Here is a 20,228-nt window from a genome sequence, read left to right on the forward strand (position 1 = left end):
GGTTTCGTCCTTTCATTTCAGGTCTTTTGCCATTTATTGCTTTTCAATAGGCGCAAAGGCCGCGAGAAGACGCTTCACTCCGGTCGGGCTCGGGAAGGCGATGTCAAGCTCAGTCGATTCGCCGGATCCTTTGACGCTGACAACGGTTCCGACGCCCCACTTTTTATGGGAGGCTTTGTCGCCGACTGCCCAATTGACACCGTCGCCGCCGGTTTTGCTGTACGATGCAGCCGGCCGGGTAACCGGGCCTCTCCGCTCCGGCTTTCTTCCAAACGGCGTTTTCAGATCTTTTTTCTTCTCGTTTAGATTGTCCAATAATTCTTCCGGTATTTCCGCAATGAACCTTGATTCCGGGTTCATATTCGTTCTCCCGAACAATGTCCGCATCCGCGCGTTAGTTAAATAAAGCTCTTCCTCAGCCCTCGTGATGCCGACGTATGCGAGTCTCCGCTCCTCTTCCATCTCCGCTTCCTCCATTAGGGAGCGGCTGTGCGGGAATACCCCTTCTTCAAGCCCCATCAGGAACACGATCGGGAATTCCAGTCCTTTTGCGGCATGAAGCGTCATCAAGATGACCGCGTCTTGATTTCCGGTCTCTTCTTCCTTCTGATCAAGCTGATCGATATCGGCGATAAGGGCCAAATCCGTCAAAAAGGCGACGAGCGATTTATCTTCGCTTTGCTGTTCAAAGTTTTTCGTTACGGAGAGAAACTCGTCGATATTTTCAAGACGGCTCTGCGCTTCCAGGGATTTTTCCGCTTTTAGCATTTCGCGGTATTCGGTTTTTTCAAGAATTTCTTCCGTAAGCTCTGTGACAGATAAGTATTCCTGCATGTTCGTCAGGTTTTCGATCGTCTGTCTGAACTCGTCAAGCGCGTTCGCCGCTCTTGCGCTGAGGCCGATAAAGTCAACCTGTCCGAGCGCTTCAAATAAAGACATTCCGTTCATATCGGCATAAGCCGCAATTTTATCGACTGAAGTCGCACCGACGCCGCGCTTCGGCACGTTTACGATCCGCGCAAAGCTGATATCGTCGTCAGGATTTGCGACGAGGCGCAAATACGCAAGGATGTCTTTGATCTCTTTCCTGTCATAGAACTTCGTGCCGCCGACAATGTTGTAGTTGATGTTCGCTTTCATCAGCGTTTCCTCGATGACACGCGATTGAGCGTTCGTCCGGTACAAAATCGCGATATCAGAGAAAGATCGTTTTCCCGAGCCGACGAGCTCCCTGATTTTGCCCGCGACAAATTGGCCTTCGCCAAATTCGTTGTCGCCTCTGAAGTAGGAGATTTTCGCTCCTTCGTCATTTTCGGTCCAGAGGTTTTTCGGCTTTCTGTTGGAGTTGTTCTGAATCACTTCATTGGCCGCGTTCAATATCCGCTTTGTCGACCTGTAGTTTTGTTCGAGTAGAATGACGCTTGCATTCGGATAGTCTTTTTCAAACGACAGAATGTTGGCAATGTCCGCGCCGCGCCATCTGTAGATCGACTGGTCGGAGTCCCCGACGACGCAGATGTTTTCGAAGCGCTGCGCCATTTTTTTGACGAGCAAATACTGCGCCCTGTTCGTATCCTGATACTCATCGACATGAATGTATTGGAATTTCCGCTGGTAGTATTCGAGCACTTCCGGCACCCGGTCAAACAGGATGATCGTCGTCATGATCAGATCGTCAAAATCGAGCGACTGGTTTTTCCGCAGTTTTTTCTGATAATCTTTGTAGACATCGCTGACGACTTGTTCAAAAAAACCGCCGGCTGTTTTCTCGTACTCTTCCGGGTCGATCAATTCGTTTTTCGCACTGCTGATCGATCCGAGTATGCTTCTGGGATCGAATTTTTTCGGATCGATGTTTCTTTCCTTTAAGATTCCTTTAATGACGGAAAGCTGATCTGACGTATCAAGAATCGAGAAATTCCGGTTGATGCCGATTCTGTCGATGTCTCTCCGCAAAATTCTCACACACATGCTGTGGAACGTCGAAATCCAGATGTCGTCCGCTCCCGGTCCGAGAATGCGTTCCACACGTTCTTTCATTTCTCTGGCCGCTTTGTTCGTAAATGTAATCGCCAAAATGTTCCACGGGGCAACGCGCTTCTCCGCCATTAAATACGCAATGCGGTGCGTCAATACCCGCGTCTTTCCGCTTCCTGCTCCGGCCATGATCAAAAGCGGACCGTCCGTCGTTTTGACCGCTTCCTGCTGCATCTTGTTTAATCCGCTTAATAATTGGTCGCTAATGTAATTCAATTCCGTTCACCGCCTATTCAAACATATGTTCTATTATAAACCAATCCGGTTCGTTGTGCTCATCCTTTTACGGCCTTTACCGTTTGCAGCGCATCTTCGAAATTCTCATAAATCGCGTTTCCGACGACGATCACATCGGCGTGCTCAGCCATTTTTACCGCCGTCTCCGCATCTTTGATGCCGCCGCCGTAAAACAGCGTCGTTTCCTGAAGCACCGCTTTTGTTTCCTTAACGGTCTCCGAATCCCCCAGCATGCCGCTGTATTCAAGATAAAAGACCGGGAGGCGGAAAAGATGTTCTGCCACGCGGGCGTATGCTTTAATATCCTCAATGTCAAGCTCGGTATCTGCGTTTGTCAAAGCGGCAGCCTTGCAGTCCTGATTCAAAATACAGTACCCTTCAACAACAATCTCATCAGGTGACATCAGCTCGCCGTATTCTTTCATCGCCTTTTTATGTAAGCCGGCAATCCAGTCGGTATCTCTGCTGTTGAGCACAGTCGGAATAAAATAGAGATCAAATCCCGGGACGATCGCGTCAATCGTCGACACTTCCAGGACGCACGGCACTAAAAAGCGGCGCACTTTTGACATCAGCCGAAGGACATCATCTTCTGTGACATGATCGCTTCCGCCGATCAAAACCGCGTCTGTTCCAGATTCGCACAGCTGTTCAAGCTGATCATCCGTAATATCTTTATTCGGATCGAGTTTAAAGACATGCTTCCACTCGGTAATATCGTACATGAAAAAAGCTCCTCCATTCGTTCTTACCATTTAAATATTATAACAAATTCAGCCCCTTTCGAAAAACGGATAACGAATAAACGATAAACGTGCAGAAAGCACAAAAAAACCGCCGGTGCTCAGTGCCCTGAGCCAGGCGGTTTCATGACATCATGAAGATGATTCAGATTGATTTGCTTTGACGCGGTCCAGCGCCATGATATAAGCGTCATTTCCGTAGTTCAGGCAGCGTTTCACCCTGGAAATGGTCGCGGTGCTCGCTCCGGTTTCCGTCTCAATTTTGTGATACGTGTTACCGTCGCGCAGCATTCTGGCTACTTCGAGCCGCTGAGCCAATGACTGAATTTCATTTATTGTGCATAAATCATCGAAAAAACGATAGCATTCTTCGAGATCTTTTAGTGATAGTATGGATTGAAAAAGCTGGTCCAGCTCTCTCCCGCGCAATTTATCGATCTGCATCTTTACACACCTTCTCCTTTGCTAATAGAAACCTTGCTGAGATCGGGAACGACATTGATCCACGTTTTTCCCGGCACAAACGGAACGGTCTTGCCGTCCGTCTTCGGTATGATCCGGCCGTTTTCGTTCTTCCAGCTGATCCGATGGACTTCCCCGTTTTGCAAAAGGAGTCCTTTTCCGCCTGAACGAAGGTCAATATCCCTTCTCCCGTACGCATCTTTCATATGATGTTCGGCTTCCGCTATTAGAATGTTTTGAAGAACAACCGGTTCTTCTGTTTCAAGGTCTGTTGTCAAAATACCGTCTGACTTTCTCACATAGCCTTCAACCTTTTTATCATAACCATATTCGACACGGTTTGTAACGGATTTTGTTCCGTAATCTAACCGTATAGAATAAAGCGCATCCGAAGGTTTGTCAGGGCTTGCTTTAAAAGTGAGCGGTTCTGTGCGGGTTTCGATGGCATATCCTTTGTCATCTGCTGCTTGCTTTACATTTTTATATGACGTGTACGAATTATGCGGCGCTTCCCGAAAATCGGCCCTCCAAAACAGGCTGCCGTCGTAATCCATCCCATTGATATGATCGGCGTCGCCGTTCAACAGGCGGCTTTTTGCACCCGGACTCCAGCCGTGATGCACCAAGAGGCTGTCAAAACCGAGAGCCAAATCAATGAAATACTCCCGGGCGCTGCGGACTGGGCCAACCGCTTCAGGCATGTCGCTTTGATAGATCGCCAACAATCGTGTGATCGGTCCTTCACTGAGAGCTTCAATGACAATGTCAGCCTTGCTTAATCCCGACTGCGGCCGTGCTTTTGAATGATTGTTCACCACAACGGCAATGGGCCGCTGCCGAATATCTCCGTCCGCCTTCAATCCTGTCAGCGGATGAATGTTCTTTTCCTTTTCCTGCTGTTCCTGCGACTGGCACGATGCAAGCAGTAAAAGAGAAGCAAAACAAAGCAGTACTCTTACATATCGATTCACCATAGATTAGCTCCCGCTCTTTTATATTTTAACGCATTATCGATGGAAAGAGTACAGTTTTTTTCATCACATCAAAGATCCCTTTCGGCGTCACCCTGATATAAGGCAGATGAGTGCTTTGCAAAAAGAGCAGGGTGTAGATCGGGTCGTCAAACGTATAGCCTCTTTCAAACAAAAGCTCTTTTAACGTCTTTTCCCTTTCAAGCACCTTTTCATACATCTCATTTGATGCGCCGCCGCTTAAATGAAGAGGAATTTCGTGCAGGATTTTTCCGTTTTCCGCTAATACGATACCTCCCCCGATTTCTTTCATCCGCTTGAAGGCCAAAAGCATGTCTTCCTTGTTTTTGCCGACCGCGATAATATCTCCCGTTGTCGAATAGGAGCTGACGAACCCTTGGACGCGGGTTGCAAAGCCCTTCAGCATCGTATTGACACGCCATTTTCCGTATTTGTCGAACAGCGAGAGATAGCTTTCATCATGGTCAAAAGAAAGCTGGTTGACAGAGTTGTCAATCTCAATCGTATAAGGCTCCATAATCACGGAATTCCTCATTTTTAAGCCGAGCGGCATGGAAAACTGCAAGTCATCCATCGTTAGATCATATGAAAGGTTCAGAGGGACAAGACCCCCTTTTTGCCAATCCGGAACTGAAAACGCATTCATATTTACGCCGCCTGATTTGATCAGCCGCCCTTTTGCCAAAACTGTCTCCGGATTCGGTTCATCAGGGCTATTCAAAATGTTGAGCGTTGCGTATCTGCCCGGTGCCACCACACCGAGGATATCCTCCATATGATAATACTTAGCGATATTAAACGAAGCCATATTATAGGCATCGATCAGCGGCACGCCCTCTTCGATGGCAATTTCAATCAGCTTGTTTGTCATGCCTTCTTTATAAAAGTTCGGCGTTGCACCGTCCGTTGTATAAAACATATGGTCATAATGGTGAAAGCCGTCTTCGTGCAGCTCGCGCAAAATCTTTCGCAAATCAGGACGGATGGAAGACTGCCTCAAGCCGACGTGGTATCCAAGTTCAAGCCGCTTCAGCACTTCCTTTCCAGTCATGGCTTCATGATCTGCATCAGCGCCGAAAAGCTTCATCTTCGTGAGCGTTTTTTCCGATGCCCCCGGAAAATGGCCCTCGATCCGCTTTCTCCTTCTTTTCGTGCACTGCATGCAATGAAGGAGCAGATCATCGCCGTCCAAGAGGCGCGGCCAGCCTGTCATTTCTCCTCCCTGGATGACGTCCGGGTGTTCTCCCCAACGTTTTCGGTAATCGATCGATAAAATTTGATCTTCATTCAACACTTCAGTCTGCAAGTCATACCTTGACCACCAATAGTAGTGGACAGGCTGTTTTTTCAGTTCTTCCAATATAGAAAACGCTTTCTTTTTTCCGCAATGCAAAAGCAGAAACAAGTTGTCATTTACGAATGTCGTCGTTCCAAACTGTGACACATATTCAGCCAAAGTTTGGGGATTATAAATTTGAAAAGGATGGACATGCGGCTCAATATACCCGGGTACAATGTATTTTCCTTCACAATCTATTGTAGTTTTAACAGCCGTCTTCGGCAAGTCACGGCCGACGTAAACGATTCTGTCATGATGAATCCATACGTTTGCCAGAATCCATTGCTTTACATACGGGTTCAGTACAGAGGCATTTCGTAAAAGGAGCGTTGGCTGCAGCCTTGAACTTACAACATCAACTTGCGATCTGATGTGTTTGTTTTTCCAAATTAAGGTGCGTTCGGACATTCACATACTCTCCTTTACATGTAATGATCCTATGTTAACACATTTACTATCGTCACGCATTACCAATCCGTTACAATTTTTCGAAAAAACACTTTATTTAATTATTTAAATAGGAGGAATGAAGCATGAAGCAAAACATCGGACTGTTTGACGCCGTTTTTCGCATTGCCTGCGGACTGACGATCCTGTCGGCGGCAGCGGCAAAGTTTACGAGAAAACCGTGGTGCAGAATGACGCTTTTCTGCATGTTTATGGGGGCGATGAAGGCCGCTTCCGGCATCTTGCGATTTTGTCCCATGACATATGTCTGCCAAACTTATATGAAGCAGCAGGGAGAAGCTGGCGAACAATCGTAAAAAGCACCTTTTATAGGTGATTTCAGACCGTTGACAAAATAGGTCGGATTTCTAAGGTCCTACCTATTTTTTGTCCAGTTTATTTTGTTTTTTCGATGAAAAGGACGGCGGTTAGGGCCTTTCCATGTCCATTCATGTCAGCGAAAACAAGCATCGCCTGCATGGACAATTTTTTCTTTCCCCACAGGGTTGTCCAGCGCAGGCCATGCCGCAAAAAACCCGTTCGATGGTTTCGCGCATGGAGCGATGCCCAAACACGTATTGAATCAGAACCATTTTGATCAATACAACGGGATCAATGCTTGGACGTCCTTTTGAAGAATAAAGAGGGGCAACTTTTTCATAAATAAATGAAAAATCCATGGCTTCTTCCATCTTCCTGACCAGATCATCTTCAAGGACAAGTTCACTTAAGGCAACGACTTCAAGCTGTTCACGCTGATCTTTTGAGTGCTTGGACAACATAGTAAAACCTCCAAAATCTAGATTCCACTCACATTTTTTTAAAAAAAGCTTGTCGATGAAGCCACTTTTTATGACTTTGTCGACAAGCTGAAACATCCTAAACCGGGATGCTTTTTTCTATTCGGTCAATTTTTCAATCTGGCCCATCACATCGCTGATCTGCTGAGCGCTTTGCACCAATTCTGACTGCTCCAGCTTCTCGACTGTTAATTTTCCTTCCTCAACACTTTTCAAAACATCCTCAGCGCTTTTTTGCAGTGTTTCATTATGCTTCTCGATGGTGTTATGAATCTCGGCTGCGGCATGGGGAGGGGTTAATTCATTAAAATCGGCTGCAGCCTGCTGGATAGACTCAAGCTGAGTTTCCAGCTTTTCTTTTGCACCCGTGTCGTTTACAGCCTGTTCAGCCAAGGAAGGCGCCTCCTCCGCAAATGTCTTCACTTCTTGGATATATCCGGCCGCTTCATTTGTATAGTTCAATCCGTCATTCACCTGATCAAGCATTCCGCATCCGCCTGCACCTAAAAGGCCCATTCCGGCAAGAACTATAAGAATTCTTTTCATTGTTTGCCTCCTTATCGTTTCTTTTTCATTTTTTCTTTCAAAATCGGAATTAATTTTTCTTTCGCCAAAGGCAGACCTTTCTTCACCAATTCACGCTTCAGCCATTTCCCGAGCTTAGACACGGTCAGTCTCCTTTCCCTTTTGATAAAAATGAAAAAACTCCACCGATTTGGTGAAGTGGATAAACAAAAAGACCTTCACCAAATCAGATTTGGCAAAGGTCTCGCTAACAATTAGATTGCCAGCAAAGCCGAGGATCTAGGACATCCCGTAATGACGACTTTACTGTGACAGCTACTCCCCTTTGGAGTATTCATTTTTATTACTTTCATTTTAAGGCACAAGGCTTATCCAGTCAAATTCCTGCTGGCCGGCTTATGAAAGAAATGCCCTGTCCGTAAAAAACACCTTCTTGGGAATGAAAGTGGCAGATTGTTGACGAAATCCTAAAACGGTTTAAAGTTTTAGGATTTCGTCATCTTTTATAGGGGCTTTTTTGATATTGAATGAGGTCATTTTTGCAAATGCTCTCTTATACAATCTTCACATAAAATCAAGCCGTTGCTCTCCAGAAACCTTTTGACATGGGTGATTCCTGATAATCCGACGGGCTTGTCTATGTAATAAAATGTCTCGTCTTTTGATATTTGTTTTTTACACCTTTTGCAGGTTACATGACTCATATGCTTTCTCCTTCCCTATCACTGTCTTAATAAAATGGTACTAAAGGTTAGGCGATTTTTCCACCAACAACAAAAAAGCACCACTTCAGGCGCTTTTAAAATTAGTATGGCGCCGTTTTCCCCGCTGACTTCACCCGCAGACGGAATTGTTTCAAGCCGTACATGCTGCTGTCCGCCATCGGCGCGATCGCAAGCTTTTCCATCGAGGAATACTGCTTCAGAAGCCCCTCAAGGGCAATCGTTGCTTCCAGCCTCGCGAGCGGAGCGCCTAAGCAGAAATGGATGCCGTGGCCAAATCCGATATGCGGGTTCGGATGACGGTGAATATCAAATTCGTGCGCCCTCTCAAATTTCGCTTCATCACGGTTGGCAGAAGCAAGAAAAGCGACGACGCCTTCTCCTTTTTTCAAACTTACTCCTCTGATCTCGGTATCCTGTTTAACGAAGCGCACGATCATCGGCGCGGGCGCCCGGAAACGGACGGCTTCCTCGACGGCCTGCGGAATCAGTTCAGGATGCCTGGCGAGCTCGTCATACGCACCCGGTGTTTCGAGAATGCTGTAGACCGCATTTGAAATCAAATTGGTCGTCGTTTCATTCCCCGCCATCAAGAGCAGGTTGCAAAACGGAACCAATTCATCAGGAGAAAGCTTGTCCCCTTCTTGTTCGGCTTTGATCAAGAGCGAAATCAAGTCATTGCCGAGGTTTTGTCTTTTCTCTTCGATCATCTTTTCAAAAAACGCGGTCAGCTCTTCTTCGCCTTGATCCCTGATATTTTTCCACTCGTTCACATCTTCTTGCCGGTCGCTCTTCGGCAGGCTGACCAACACGTCGGACCATTCTTTGAAATGGTGCTTATACATTGAAGGAACGCCGAGCAATTCCGAAATGACGATGACGGGCAACGGATATGAAAAATTCTGTACAAGGTCGATCTCTTCCCTGCCGCGGATTTGAACGAGCAGTTCATTCGTCAGTTCGCGAATGCGCGGCTCCCACTCATTCATGACACGCGGAGTAAAAGCCTTGTTGACGATCGATCTGATTCTCGTGTGTTTCGGCGGATCCATGCTGATCAACGTTTTCGCAAACGTATTGCCGGTTCCAAGCTGATGGAACTGATTTGAAAAAAAGTCTTTGTCGCTGATCACTCTTTTGACATCGTCATAACGGAACACACTCCACACCTTGCTGTCTTCATCATAGTGAATCGGTGATTCGGTGCGCATTTTTTCATACCATGGAAACGGATCATACGGGTCTTGTCTGTTCTTTCCGTTAAGCAGCGCTTTCTGAATAGGGTTCTGCTGTTTTGTTTGACTCATTCGCTTTCACTCCTTCGGTTCTTGTCAGCTGATTCATGAAGTTCAATATGTTAGTTTAAAATTAAAAGAACCCACCGGATCATTCAACCAACAAGTGGAAAAGAAGTGTCGAAAAAGTGTTTGAGGAGGCGGCTGAAGTGGCTGACAGCTATCGCGGGGACAAGCGGATTACAAAATCGAAAACAAATTTAAAAAAAGCCTTGTTTGAACTGCTGGCTGAAAAAGAATGGGGAAAAATCTCTGTACAGGATATTACGCAACGGGCAAACTTGAATCGAACGACATTTTATCAGCATTATCAAGATAAATACGATTTGCTTCATCAAAATATGAGAGACATGTTTGAAGCGATGAAAGAGGATATTTTTTCGCCGCTTGATATAGATTGCAGCGGGGAAAAGCCTGAAGCGTACTGGTATGTGCTGCGCTTTTATCAGCATTTACAACAGAACTGCGATGATTTTGCGATTATCATCAACAGAAGATATGAGCTGAACATTAAGGAGCTGCTCAATGACTTTTGGAATGACAGCTTTTTGACGGGAATCAAAAAAACGGCAGCTTCCGATACTAATCGCTCAGTGCCTCTTGATATCCAGCGGCGATTTGTGATTTCCGCCTTTGCGGGCACAGCCGCATGGTGGCTTGAAAATGGCATGCCTTATCCGCCCGAATTGATGGCTGAATCGTTGATCAAAATGATCCAAAAAAATTGACGGCAAAAAAAGAGACAAAACGGGTGCTCCCGCTCTGTCTCTTCACCGGTTATTTCTGCGCTGCCTTGAGCGCACGCGCGCCGATATCCGTCCGGTAAAACAGCCCCGGTTTTCTTACTCGTTCCACCGCTTGATAGGCTGCTTCCCTGGCCGCTTCAAACGTCTCGGCAAACGCCGTGACATTGGCGACGCGGCCGCCGTTTGTCACAAACTGACCGCCGCTTTTTTTCGTGCCTGCGTGAAAGACGACGGTCTGTTCCATATCAGGCTCAAGCGTGCTGATCGGCGTGCCTTTTTCATAGCTTTCCGGATAGCCGTCAGATGCTAGAACAACGGTGACTGCCGCCGTATCCTTCCACTTCAGCTCCACTTCTTTGTCGGCGAGGAGGTCAAGCAAGACTTGTACAAGGTCTGATTCAAGACGCGGCAGTACGACCTGGGTTTCCGGATCTCCGAATCTCGCGTTGAATTCGATCACTTTTGTTCCTTTTTCGGTTAGCATTAAGCCAGCATACAAGACTCCCGTAAACGAACGGCCTTCTTTAACCATCGCTTCGGCCGCCGGCTCCAAAATCGTTTTAACGGCGTCTTCAACGACCGCATCCGAAATCTGCGGCACCGGGGAATATGCGCCCATTCCCCCTGTATTCGGGCCTTTGTCTCCGTCAAATGCCCGCTTGTGATCTTGCGCGATCACCATCGGATACACTTTTTCACCTTTGACAAAAGCCATCAGCGAAAATTCTTCACCGCTCAAAAATTCCTCGATAACGACAGAGGCGCTTGCATCGCCGAACTTTTCATCTTCTAAAAAGTCATGCAGACACTGAACCGCATCTTCGGCTGTCATCGCGACTGTGACGCCTTTTCCAGCGGCAAGCCCGTCAGCTTTGATGACGATCGGCGCGCCTTTTTCCTCAACATACGCCTTTGCTTTTTCAAAAGATGTAAACGTTTCGTATTCTGCTGTCGGTATTTGATATTTTTTCATCAGATCTTTGGCAAACTGCTTGCTTCCTTCAATCACCGCTGCTTTTTTCGACGGACCGAACACCGGAAGGCCCGCTTCTTCAAATGCATCCACAAGCCCTTCGATTAGAGGGACCTCAGGACCGACAATCGTCAGTCCGATATTGTTTTCTTTTGCGAAAGCGAGAAGCCCTTCGTGATTGCCTTCGTCAAGATCAACGAGTACGGCGGTCCCGGCCATTCCGTCATTGCCGGGCGCCGCATATACAGTGCCGACAAGAGGGCTTTGCGCCGCTTTCCAGGCGAGCGTGTGCTCCCTGCCGCCTCTGCCGATAATCAATACGTTCACGCTGGTCACTCCCTTAATGTTTGAAATGGCGGATTCCGGTGAACACCATCGCGATCCCGTATTCATCCGCTTTTTGAATCGAATCTTCATCACGAACCGATCCGCCCGGCTGAATGATCGCCGTCACACCGGCTTTAGCCGCTTCTTCGACCGTATCAGGCATCGGGAAGAACGCATCTGATCCGAGCGCGCTTCCTTTCGCTTTCCCGCCGGCTTGCTCAATTGCGATTTTCGCGGAGCCGACTCGGTTCATTTGTCCAGCGCCGACGCCGATCGTCATATCGTCTTTTGCCAGGACAATCGCATTCGATTTGACATGCTTCACAACTTTCCAAGCGAGCTTCAAGTCAGCCCATTCCTGTTCGGTCGGCTCTCTTTTCGTCGGAATTGTGATGTCGGCGTCGTCAAAACCGTGCATATCCAGATCCTGAATCAAAAGCCCGCCTTGAACAGATGTCAGCTGCTTTTCGTTTTTCACAGGCTGATTGACATCAAGGGTCAAGAGGCGAAGGTTTTTCTTGGATGTTAAAATATCAAGCGCTTCTTGGCTGAATGCTGGCGCGATGATGATTTCCAAAAAGATGTTGTGAAGCGTTTCAGCCGTCGCTTTATCCACTTCCCGGTTCAAAGCGATGATGCCGCCGAAAATTGACGTTTCGTCAGCGGCGTATGCTTTGTTAAACGCCTCTTCGATCGTGTTGCCCGTCCCGACGCCGCAAGGGTTCATATGCTTGACGGCAACCGCAGCCGGCTCCGTGAACTCGCGGACGATTTGAAGTGCTGCATCCGCGTCTTTGATATTGTTGTAAGAAAGCTCTTTTCCGTGCAGCTGTTCAGCTGAAGCAATTGACCCTTTGACAGGGAGCGCACTTTGATAAAAGACTGCTTCCTGATGCGGATTTTCGCCGTAGCGGAGCGATTGCTTTTTCTCAAAGGTGACGGTGAACTGTTCAGGCTCTTTTTCGCCGGTTACCTTTGTTAAATAGTCAGCGATCAACGCGTCATACGCTGCCGTGTGGCGGAACACCTTCGCTGCCAACTCGCGTTTTTTCTCAAGAGAGACGCTGCCGTTTTCTTTCAAGTCGTTCAGTACAGGGGTGTAGTCGCGGGGATCGACGATGACCGCCACGTCCTGGTGGTTTTTCGCTGCTGCGCGAAGCATGCCTGGACCGCCGATGTCGATATTCTCAATCGCTTCTTCGAATGTGACGTCTTCTTTAGAAACCGTTTCTTTAAACGGATATAAATTAACAACGACAAGGTCGATCGGCTGAATTCCCTGTTCATTGAGCTGCGCCATGTGTTTTTCGTTGCCGCGGACGGCAAGAAGCCCGCCGTGAATATTCGGATGAAGGGTTTTCAGACGGCCGTCCATGATTTCGGGAAAGCCCGTCACTTCAGAAATGCCGATGACGTCAACGCCGTTTTCCTGAAGAAGTTTGCTTGTGCCGCCTGTTGAAATCACTTCTACGCCAAGCTCTGTCAATTCTTTTACAAAAGGGACAATGTTCGTTTTATCTGATACGCTGATTAATGCGCGTTTGATCGTCATTCCTTTTCACCTCTGCCATTTAGTTCAAGAAGCTCTTTGATTACTTCGGGATAAAGCTCATGCTCCAATTTGTGTATCTTTTCTTCAAGAGATGCGAGTGTTTCGCTTTTTTCAAGCTCGACGGCGCGCTGGGCGATAATCGGACCGGTGTCCATGCCTTCGTCAACATAGTGAACCGTGATGCCCGCCACTTTCACACCCGCTCTGTACGCCTGTCCGATCGCGTCGATGCCGGGAAACGCCGGCAGGAGCGACGGATGGATGTTGATGATTTTATTCCGGTAAGCCGACAGAAGCGTATCGCCGATCAGTCTCATGTACCCCGCCAGGACAATCCATTCTGCTCCGTGGAGGCGGAGCTGTTCAACGATCACTTGTTCAAAAGCTGCTTTATTTTCGAACGATTTCGGCTGGAATGCGAACGATGGAATTCCGGCTTTTTCAGCTCTTTCAAGCACTTTCGCATCGGGCTTGTCACAGACGACAAGAACGATTTTGGCATCCCAGTTCTCTTCTCTCATTCTTCTTGCGATCGCTTCAAAGTTCGTTCCGCTTCCTGATGCAAATACCGCGAATTTTCTCATGAAAGACCGGCACCGCCAAACTCAACGCCGCTTCCGGCTTTCACTCTGCCGATGAGATAGGCTTTTTCACCGTTGTTTTCGAGCGTTTGAATCACGTCTGTCATATCCTCTTCTTTCACCGCAAGGACAAACCCGATTCCCATATTGAAAACATTGAACATTTCCTCGGACTTCAGGCCGCCTTTCTCCTGAATGAACGGAAAGACAGGAGGGACGGGCCAGGAGCCGATGTCGATTTCAACACCGAGACCATCAGGCATCATGCGCGGCAGGTTTTCAATAAAACCGCCGCCGGTCACGTGCGCCATGCCTGCGATTTTACCTGATTTCACCGCTTCAAGGACAGGCTTGACATAAATTTTCGTCGGCTCTAAAAGCTCTTCGCCAAGAGGCCGTTCAAAAGGTGTATACGTCTCATCAAGGTTCAGACCGGCATCTTCAAGAAGAACTTTACGAACGAGAGAGAAGCCGTTGCTGTGAAGTCCGCTTGAAGAAAGTCCGATTAAAAGGTGCCCTTCGCTGATGTTTTCGCCCGTGACGATGCCATCTTTTTCAGCGGCTCCGACCGAGAACCCGGCAATATCGTATTCATCCTCTGTATAAAGACCCGGCATTTCCGCCGTTTCTCCGCCGACTAGCGCTGATCCTGACTGTACACAGCCTTCTGCGACGCCTTTTACAATTTCTTCAATTTTGACGGGGTCGGCTTTTCCGACCGCAAGGTAATCAAGGAAGAACAGCGGCTCCGCTCCTTGAGCGAGCACATCGTTGACACACATAGCGACGGCATCGATGCCGATCGTGTCATGCTTGTCCATCGCAAAAGCGAGCTTCAGCTTTGTGCCGACACCGTCCGTTCCCGAAATCAGAACCGGCTGTTTGTACGGCAGTTCTGACAGGTCAAACATGCCGCCAAATCCGCCAAGACCGCCCATTGCGCCGATTCGCTTCGTTCTTTCCACATGTTTTTTCATTCGTTTTACGGCTTCATATCCGGCTTCAATATCAACCCCGGCGTTTTTATAGCTTTCAGACAACACAATCCACTCCTTATTCCGCGCTTGTCCATTCGTAATATTCAAAATCAAAAGAGCAGCCGCATCGCTTCTGCTGCCCTTTATTCATTTCAGGAGACGCGGCGCTTCAAGAGCGCCGGCCGGTTTATTTTGTCAAAACGGCTTCTTTCACGTGAGGAAGAACCGTATCCTGATAAATCTCGGTCGGGTATTTTCCTGTAAAGCAGGCCATGCACTGCCCGCAGTTTTCGTCTTCATACTGTCTTCCGATCCCGGAAAGGAGTCCTTCAATGCTCAAGAATGACAATGTATCGGCGCCGATTTCCTGACGGATTTCTTCCACTGAATGGGAGGACGCGATCAGTTCTTCATGCGTTGATGTGTCAATTCCGTAAAAGCACGGATGGGCAATAGGCGGGGAACTGATTCTGACGTGCACTTCCGTCGCTCCGGCTTCGCGCAGCATCGTCACAATTCTGCGGCTTGTCGTGCCTCTCACGATGGAATCGTCCACCATGACGACGCGCTTGCCTTCAACGACCCCGCGGACGGCTGACAGCTTCATTCTCACGCCCTGCTCCCTGAGCGACTGTGACGGCTGAATGAACGTTCTACCGACATAGCGGTTTTTAATCAGTCCGAGTTCGTAAGGAATTCCCGTCGCTTCGGCATAGCCGATGGCCGCTGAAATGCTTGAATCCGGAACCCCTGTCACCACATCTGCTTCAATGCCTGATTCTTCAGCAAGCTTTTTACCGAGATTTTTTCTCGCGCTGTGGACATTAATGCCGTTAATATTACTGTCAGGCCTTGAGAAATAAATGTACTCCATGCTGCAGATCGAACGGTTGATGTTGATGGAGAACCGCTCAGACTTCATGCCTTCATCATTGATGATCAGCATCTCGCCCGGTTCTACATCTCGCAAATATGTCGCGCCGACCACATCAAACGCGCACGTTTCAGAAGCGACGACATACGCGTCGCCGAGCATTGCGACAGATAGCGGTCTGAGTCCGTTCGGATCAAGCGCCACGATCATTTCCTTTTCCGTCATGATCAGGAAAGCATAAGCGCCTTTCAGCATGGAAAGAGCGTTTTTGATCTGATCTTTCAGCTCGAAGTGGCCGCTTCTTTTAATTAAATGGGCGAGCACTTCCGTATCAGAAGACGTTTGAAAAATGCTGCCCTGGTTTTCAAGCTGCTGTTTCAGCTGAGTGGCGTTTACTAAGTTTCCGTTGTGCGCAAGCGCAAGGCTGCCGTTATTTTGCGAATGGAAAAGGAACGGCTGGACGTTTTCGAAGCCGCCGCCGCCCGCCGTTGCATAGCGGACATGGCCGATCGCTCCTTTTCCTGTCACCTTTTTGAGCTCGCCGTTTTGAAAAACTTCAGTAATCAGCCCCTGGCCTTTGTGGGCGGACATTTTTTCGCCGTCTGTCGCCACGATGCCGGCACCCTCCTGGCCTCTGTGCTGAAGGCTGTGAAGGCCGTAGTACGTAATTTGCGGTGCTTCTTCATGCCCCCAAATCCCAAATACGCCGCATTCTTCATTTAAGCCTTTGATTTCAGCAAGCATGGGATAGCTCCTTTCCATGCGCTTTCGAGCTCTTCTATCTGCGCATGAATCCATTGTTGTCCTTCCTGGCTTTGAACAGACAGCGCGCTGTCTGACGTTACTTCGCCGATGAGCTCGGCGTCTTTGACAAGCTTTTCGAACGCTTCTTGATGCTCTTTTTTCACAGAGACGATAAACCGTGATTGTGTTTCGCTGAATAACAATGCAGATTCGCCTGCAAGCGTTACATTGGCGCCGAGTCCTTGAGAAGATATGACGCTTTCCGCCAGCGCCACGCCGATGCCGCCTTCTGAGACGTCATGCGCGGACTGCACGAGCCCTGTGCGGATCGCTTTCAGAAGCGCTTTTTGACGCGCTTGTTCGACTTCCAAGTCGATGGCAGGCGCTTTGCCGTAAATCTTTCCTTCGGACAGTTTTTGCAGCTCGCTTCCGGCGAACTCAGGGAATGTTTCGCCGATGACATAAATCAAATCGCCCGCTGCTTTAAAGTGCTGGGTCGTAATATGGTCTGTATCTTCGATCAGTCCGACCATTCCGATGACAGGCGTCGGGTAGATCGCGCTTCCGTTTGATTCGTTGTAAAGAGAGACGTTTCCACCGATGACCGGTGTGCTGAGCACGTTGCACGCCTCGCTGATCCCGTCTGCCGCTTTTTCGATCTGCCAGAAAATCTCCGGCTTTTCCGGATTCCCAAAGTTGAGGTTATCCGTAACGGCAAGCGGTTCTGCTCCGGAGCAGACGATATTGCGGGCCGCTTCAGCGACAGCGATTTTCCCGCCTTTTTCCGGATCGAGGTACAAGTAGCGGGCATTGCAGTCCGTTGTCATGGCAAGCGCCTTTTTCGTGCCGCGAATCCGCAGGACGGCTGCATCAGAGCCCGGTGCGACAACTGTGTTCGTCCTGACCATGTAGTCATATTGGTCATAAACCCATTCTTTGCTCGCAATAGTCGGCTGCTTTAACAGCTCGAGAAGCGTTTCTTTCGCATCTTCGACTTTTGGTGCAGGGACGTCTGTTTCAAGGAATTCTTTATAATAAGCCGGAACTTTTGACGGCTTATGGTAAACCGGCGCTTCCTCTGCAAGCGCATCAACCGGAAGATCGGCAACCATTTCCCCGTTGTGGAAAAGGCGCAGCATCTTGTCGTCTGTCACGTGACCGACAGCCACAGCTTCAAGATCATACTTGTCAAAAATATCGATGATCTCTTGTTCGCGGCCGCGTTCGATGACTAAAAGCATGCGCTCCTGAGATTCGGAAAGCATCATTTCGTACGGCGTCATCCCTGTTTCGCGCTGCGGAATCAAGTCAAGGTTCATCTCGATGCCCGATCCGGCTTTGGATGCCATTTCCGCGCTTGAACTTGTCAGTCCTGCCGCACCCATGTCCTGAATACCGACCAAGGCGTCTGATTTGATGACTTCCAGACACGCTTCAAGAAGCAGCTTTTCCATGAATGGATCGCCGACTTGCACAGCCGAGCGTTTTTCTTCTGATTGGTCAGACATTTCCTCTGAGGCGAACGTGGCGCCGTGGATGCCGTCGCGCCCCGTTTTCGCACCGACGTACATGACCGTATTGCCGACGCCTTTCGCCTGCCCTTTTTTAATATCTTCATGGTTGATCAAACCGACACACATCGCGTTGACAAGCGGATTGCCTTCATAGCAGCTGTCAAACTGAACTTCACCGCCTACGGTCGGAATGCCGATGCAGTTTCCGTATCCGGCAATGCCCGCGACTACTTCTTCAAACAAGTACTTCACACGCGGTGAAGTGAGTTCACCAAACCGGAGAGAGTTCAAAACAGCGATCGGACGCGCGCCCATTGAAAAGACGTCGCGGATGATGCCGCCCACACCCGTTGCAGCTCCCTGATAAGGCTCAATCGCTGACGGATGGTTATGCGATTCGATTTTGAAGACAACCGCCTGATTGTCGCCGATATCGACGATTCCTGCGCCTTCCCCCGGCCCTTGCAGGACGCGTTCGCCTTTTGTCGGGAACTTTTTCAGGATCGGCTTGGAATTTTTGTAGCTGCAGTGCTCTGACCACATGACCGAAAAAATCCCGATTTCCGTATAGTTTGGAAGCCTTCCGAGAATCGATTCAATCATGGCAAACTCGTCATCGCTGACACCCATTTGCTGATAGAGCTTCTCTTCCTTAATTTGTTCTTGACTTGGTTCAAGCAGTAGCGACATGAGTTTCCCTCCAATTTTTCACGATAGATTGAAACAGTTTAAGACCGTCGGCGCTTCCGAGCAGAGAATCGACTGCGCGTTCAGGGTGAGGCATCATGCCTAATACATTGCCTTTTTCATTGACGACGCCTGCAATGCCGGCGACGCTTCCGTTGATATCCGTTCCGTATGTGAAAGCGATTTGGTTGTTTTCTTGTAATCCGGCAAGCGTTTCTTCATCACAGTAGAAGTTTCCTTCGCCGTGGGCGACCGGAATCGTGATGGATTCGCCTTTGCTGTAGGAAGATGTAAAAATCGTTTCATTGTTTTGGACGACAAGTTCAACCGGACGGCAAATAAATTTCAAATCTTTGTTGCGTCTCATCGCGCCCGGCAAAAGACCGAGCTCCTGCAAAATTTGAAAGCCGTTGCAGACGCCGAGCACCGGCTTTCCTTCTTCAGCCGCTTTTTTGACGGCCGGCATAATGTTTGCGAAGCGGGCGATCGCGCCGCATCTTAAATAATCCCCATACGAGAATCCCCCCGGAATGAGGATGCCGTCATATTCATCAAGACTTGTTTCTGTATGCCAGACGTATTCAGCTTCTTCGCCAAGCTCATCCTTGATCGCGTGGAACATATCGATATCGCAGTTTGAGCCCGGCAGCACAATCACCGCAAATTTCACTGTGCGACAACCTCCTCGACTTCGTATCTGTAATCTTCAATCACCGTGTTGGCCAAAAGTTTTTCGCACATTTCTTTGACGAGAACGTCAAGGTCGCGGTCCGATTTTTCGATGGTGAGCTCCATGTATTTGCCGATGCGGACGTCCTGAACTTCTTTGTAGGACATGCTGTGCAAAGCATGCTGAACGGCGCTCCCCTGAGGATCTAAAACACTCTCTTTTAAGCTGACATACACTTTCACTTTGTACATATTACATGCCTCCAAGTCTTTTGAATATTTCTTCGTATGCATCCGTCAATCCGCCCAGGTTTCTTCTGAACACATCTTTATCAAGCTTTTCATTCGTTTCTTTATCCCACAGCCGGCACGTATCCGGGGAAATCTCATCGGCCAGCAGGACCTCGCCGTCTTTATCGCGCCCGAATTCAAGCTTGAAATCTATCAATCTGACACCGCAAGCCGCGAAAATCGTCTGCAGCTCTTCGTTTACCTGTCTCGTAATCGATTTGATTTTCTCCACCTGTTCAGGCTCAGCCGCGTTTAAAATCCGGATATGGTCTTCTGTGATCAGTGGATCGCCGAGCGCGTCATCCTTGTAGTAAAACTCGATAATCGGCTGCTCCAGCTCCGTGCCTTCCGAAATGCCGAGCCGTTTGGACATGCTTCCCGCAACGACATTGCGGACAACGACTTCAAGCGGGATGATCGTCACTTTTTTAATGAGCTGCTCCGTTTCTGAAATTCGTTCAACAAAGTGGTTGTTGATTCCCTTCTCGTGAAGCCTTGTGAAAATCAGGCTGGAAATTTCGTTATTTAAACGGCCTTTTCCATCAATCTCGGCTTTTTTTTCTCCGTTAAAAGCCGTCGCCGAGTCTTTGTATTCGACAAACAACGTGTTGTCATCATCCGTCAGGTATATCTTTTTCGCTTTTCCTTCATATAAAAGTTCATTTTTCACAATATTCACAGAAGGCCTCCTAAC

The 20,228-nt window shown here is 48.5% G+C and carries 18 protein-coding genes and 1 pseudogene; 2 read left to right on the top strand and 17 right to left on the bottom strand.

Annotated elements, in window-relative coordinates; genetic code table 11:
* Positions 1 to 33 precede the first annotated feature (33 nt).
* The 5 genes from pcrA to M1E06_RS17975 all read right to left on the bottom strand — a co-directional run bounded on the left by pcrA (position 34) and on the right by M1E06_RS17975 (position 6,218).
* Positions 34 to 2,253: a DNA helicase PcrA gene (gene pcrA, locus M1E06_RS17955; RefSeq protein WP_020450452.1), complete on the bottom strand. Its 2,220-nt coding sequence runs from the start codon at positions 2,251 to 2,253 to the stop codon at positions 34 to 36.
* 59 nt (positions 2,254 to 2,312) lie between these two features.
* Positions 2,313 to 2,999, bottom strand: a complete 687-nt coding sequence (gene pcrB / locus M1E06_RS17960) for a heptaprenylglyceryl phosphate synthase (protein ID WP_020450451.1) — start codon at positions 2,997 to 2,999, stop codon at positions 2,313 to 2,315.
* 150 nt (positions 3,000 to 3,149) lie between these two features.
* Positions 3,150 to 3,461, bottom strand: coding sequence for a YerC/YecD family TrpR-related protein (locus M1E06_RS17965; RefSeq protein WP_003179568.1), 312 nt, complete (start codon positions 3,459 to 3,461; stop codon positions 3,150 to 3,152).
* A 2-nt stretch (positions 3,462 to 3,463) separates the two neighbouring features.
* Entirely contained in the window at positions 3,464 to 4,450 is a 987-nt protein-coding gene (locus M1E06_RS17970; RefSeq protein ID WP_025810323.1) for a DUF3048 domain-containing protein, read from the bottom strand.
* Between the two features lie 28 nt (positions 4,451 to 4,478).
* Entirely contained in the window at positions 4,479 to 6,218 is a 1,740-nt protein-coding gene (locus M1E06_RS17975) for an adenine deaminase C-terminal domain-containing protein (RefSeq protein WP_020450449.1), read from the bottom strand.
* A gap of 125 nt (positions 6,219 to 6,343) precedes the next feature.
* On the opposite strand from M1E06_RS17975, the gene M1E06_RS17980 reads away from it, so the two are divergent.
* Positions 6,344 to 6,574 carry a YgaP family membrane protein gene (locus M1E06_RS17980; protein WP_020450448.1) on the top strand — a complete coding sequence of 77 codons (231 nt, stop codon included), beginning with the start codon at positions 6,344 to 6,346 and terminating at the stop codon, positions 6,572 to 6,574.
* Between the two features lie 201 nt (positions 6,575 to 6,775).
* On the opposite strand, the pseudogene M1E06_RS17985 reads toward M1E06_RS17980, so the two are convergent.
* The 3 genes and pseudogenes from M1E06_RS17985 to M1E06_RS17995 form a co-directional block, all read right to left on the bottom strand.
* A pseudogene (locus M1E06_RS17985) lies at positions 6,776 to 7,039 on the bottom strand (transposase); the annotation flags it as partial.
* A gap of 117 nt (positions 7,040 to 7,156) precedes the next feature.
* Entirely contained in the window at positions 7,157 to 7,603 is a 447-nt protein-coding gene (locus M1E06_RS17990; RefSeq protein ID WP_050820904.1) for a DUF6376 family protein, read from the bottom strand.
* 784 nt (positions 7,604 to 8,387) lie between these two features.
* Complete coding sequence (locus M1E06_RS17995) at positions 8,388 to 9,611, bottom strand: cytochrome P450 (protein WP_035337035.1); 1,224 nt, start codon at positions 9,609 to 9,611, stop codon at positions 8,388 to 8,390.
* A 137-nt stretch (positions 9,612 to 9,748) separates the two neighbouring features.
* Between M1E06_RS17995 and M1E06_RS18000 the strand changes: the two genes are divergently transcribed.
* On the top strand, positions 9,749 to 10,327 hold the full coding sequence (locus M1E06_RS18000) for a TetR/AcrR family transcriptional regulator (RefSeq protein WP_035337038.1): 579 nt from the start codon (positions 9,749 to 9,751) through the stop codon (positions 10,325 to 10,327).
* A 49-nt stretch (positions 10,328 to 10,376) separates the two neighbouring features.
* On the opposite strand, the gene purD is transcribed toward M1E06_RS18000, so the two are convergent.
* From purD to purC, 9 genes are all read right to left on the bottom strand, one after another.
* A complete protein-coding gene (purD, locus tag M1E06_RS18005) occupies positions 10,377 to 11,645 on the bottom strand; it encodes a phosphoribosylamine--glycine ligase (protein ID WP_035337040.1) in 1,269 nt (422 codons plus the stop codon).
* Positions 11,646 to 11,658: 13 nt separating this feature from the next.
* Complete coding sequence (purH, locus tag M1E06_RS18010) at positions 11,659 to 13,197, bottom strand: bifunctional phosphoribosylaminoimidazolecarboxamide formyltransferase/IMP cyclohydrolase (protein ID WP_216904492.1); 1,539 nt, start codon at positions 13,195 to 13,197, stop codon at positions 11,659 to 11,661.
* Positions 13,194 to 13,781: a phosphoribosylglycinamide formyltransferase gene (purN, locus tag M1E06_RS18015; protein ID WP_035337045.1), complete on the bottom strand. Its 588-nt coding sequence runs from the start codon at positions 13,779 to 13,781 to the stop codon at positions 13,194 to 13,196. Before purN ends, purH begins: the two co-directional genes overlap by 4 nt.
* Positions 13,778 to 14,818 carry a phosphoribosylformylglycinamidine cyclo-ligase gene (gene purM, locus M1E06_RS18020; RefSeq protein WP_035337048.1) on the bottom strand — a complete coding sequence of 347 codons (1,041 nt, stop codon included), beginning with the start codon at positions 14,816 to 14,818 and terminating at the stop codon, positions 13,778 to 13,780. The genes purN and purM overlap by 4 nt, the downstream gene beginning before the upstream one ends.
* Before the next feature lie 124 nt (positions 14,819 to 14,942).
* The gene (purF, locus tag M1E06_RS18025) at positions 14,943 to 16,373 is read right to left on the bottom strand and encodes an amidophosphoribosyltransferase (protein WP_023855588.1); all 1,431 of its coding nucleotides are present in this window, start codon (positions 16,371 to 16,373) and stop codon (positions 14,943 to 14,945) included.
* Positions 16,349 to 18,577, bottom strand: coding sequence for a phosphoribosylformylglycinamidine synthase subunit PurL (gene purL / locus M1E06_RS18030; protein WP_020450438.1), 2,229 nt, complete (start codon positions 18,575 to 18,577; stop codon positions 16,349 to 16,351). The genes purF and purL overlap by 25 nt, the downstream gene beginning before the upstream one ends.
* Complete coding sequence (gene purQ / locus M1E06_RS18035) at positions 18,561 to 19,244, bottom strand: phosphoribosylformylglycinamidine synthase subunit PurQ (protein WP_035337050.1); 684 nt, start codon at positions 19,242 to 19,244, stop codon at positions 18,561 to 18,563. Before purQ ends, purL begins: the two co-directional genes overlap by 17 nt.
* Entirely contained in the window at positions 19,241 to 19,495 is a 255-nt protein-coding gene (gene purS, locus M1E06_RS18040; RefSeq protein WP_003179532.1) for a phosphoribosylformylglycinamidine synthase subunit PurS, read from the bottom strand. Before purS ends, purQ begins: the two co-directional genes overlap by 4 nt.
* Position 19,496: 1 nt before the next feature.
* Entirely contained in the window at positions 19,497 to 20,213 is a 717-nt protein-coding gene (gene purC / locus M1E06_RS18045; RefSeq protein ID WP_035337053.1) for a phosphoribosylaminoimidazolesuccinocarboxamide synthase, read from the bottom strand.
* Between the last annotated feature and the right edge of the window lie 15 nt (positions 20,214 to 20,228).

This window comes from Bacillus sp. AK124 (assembly GCF_053903085.1).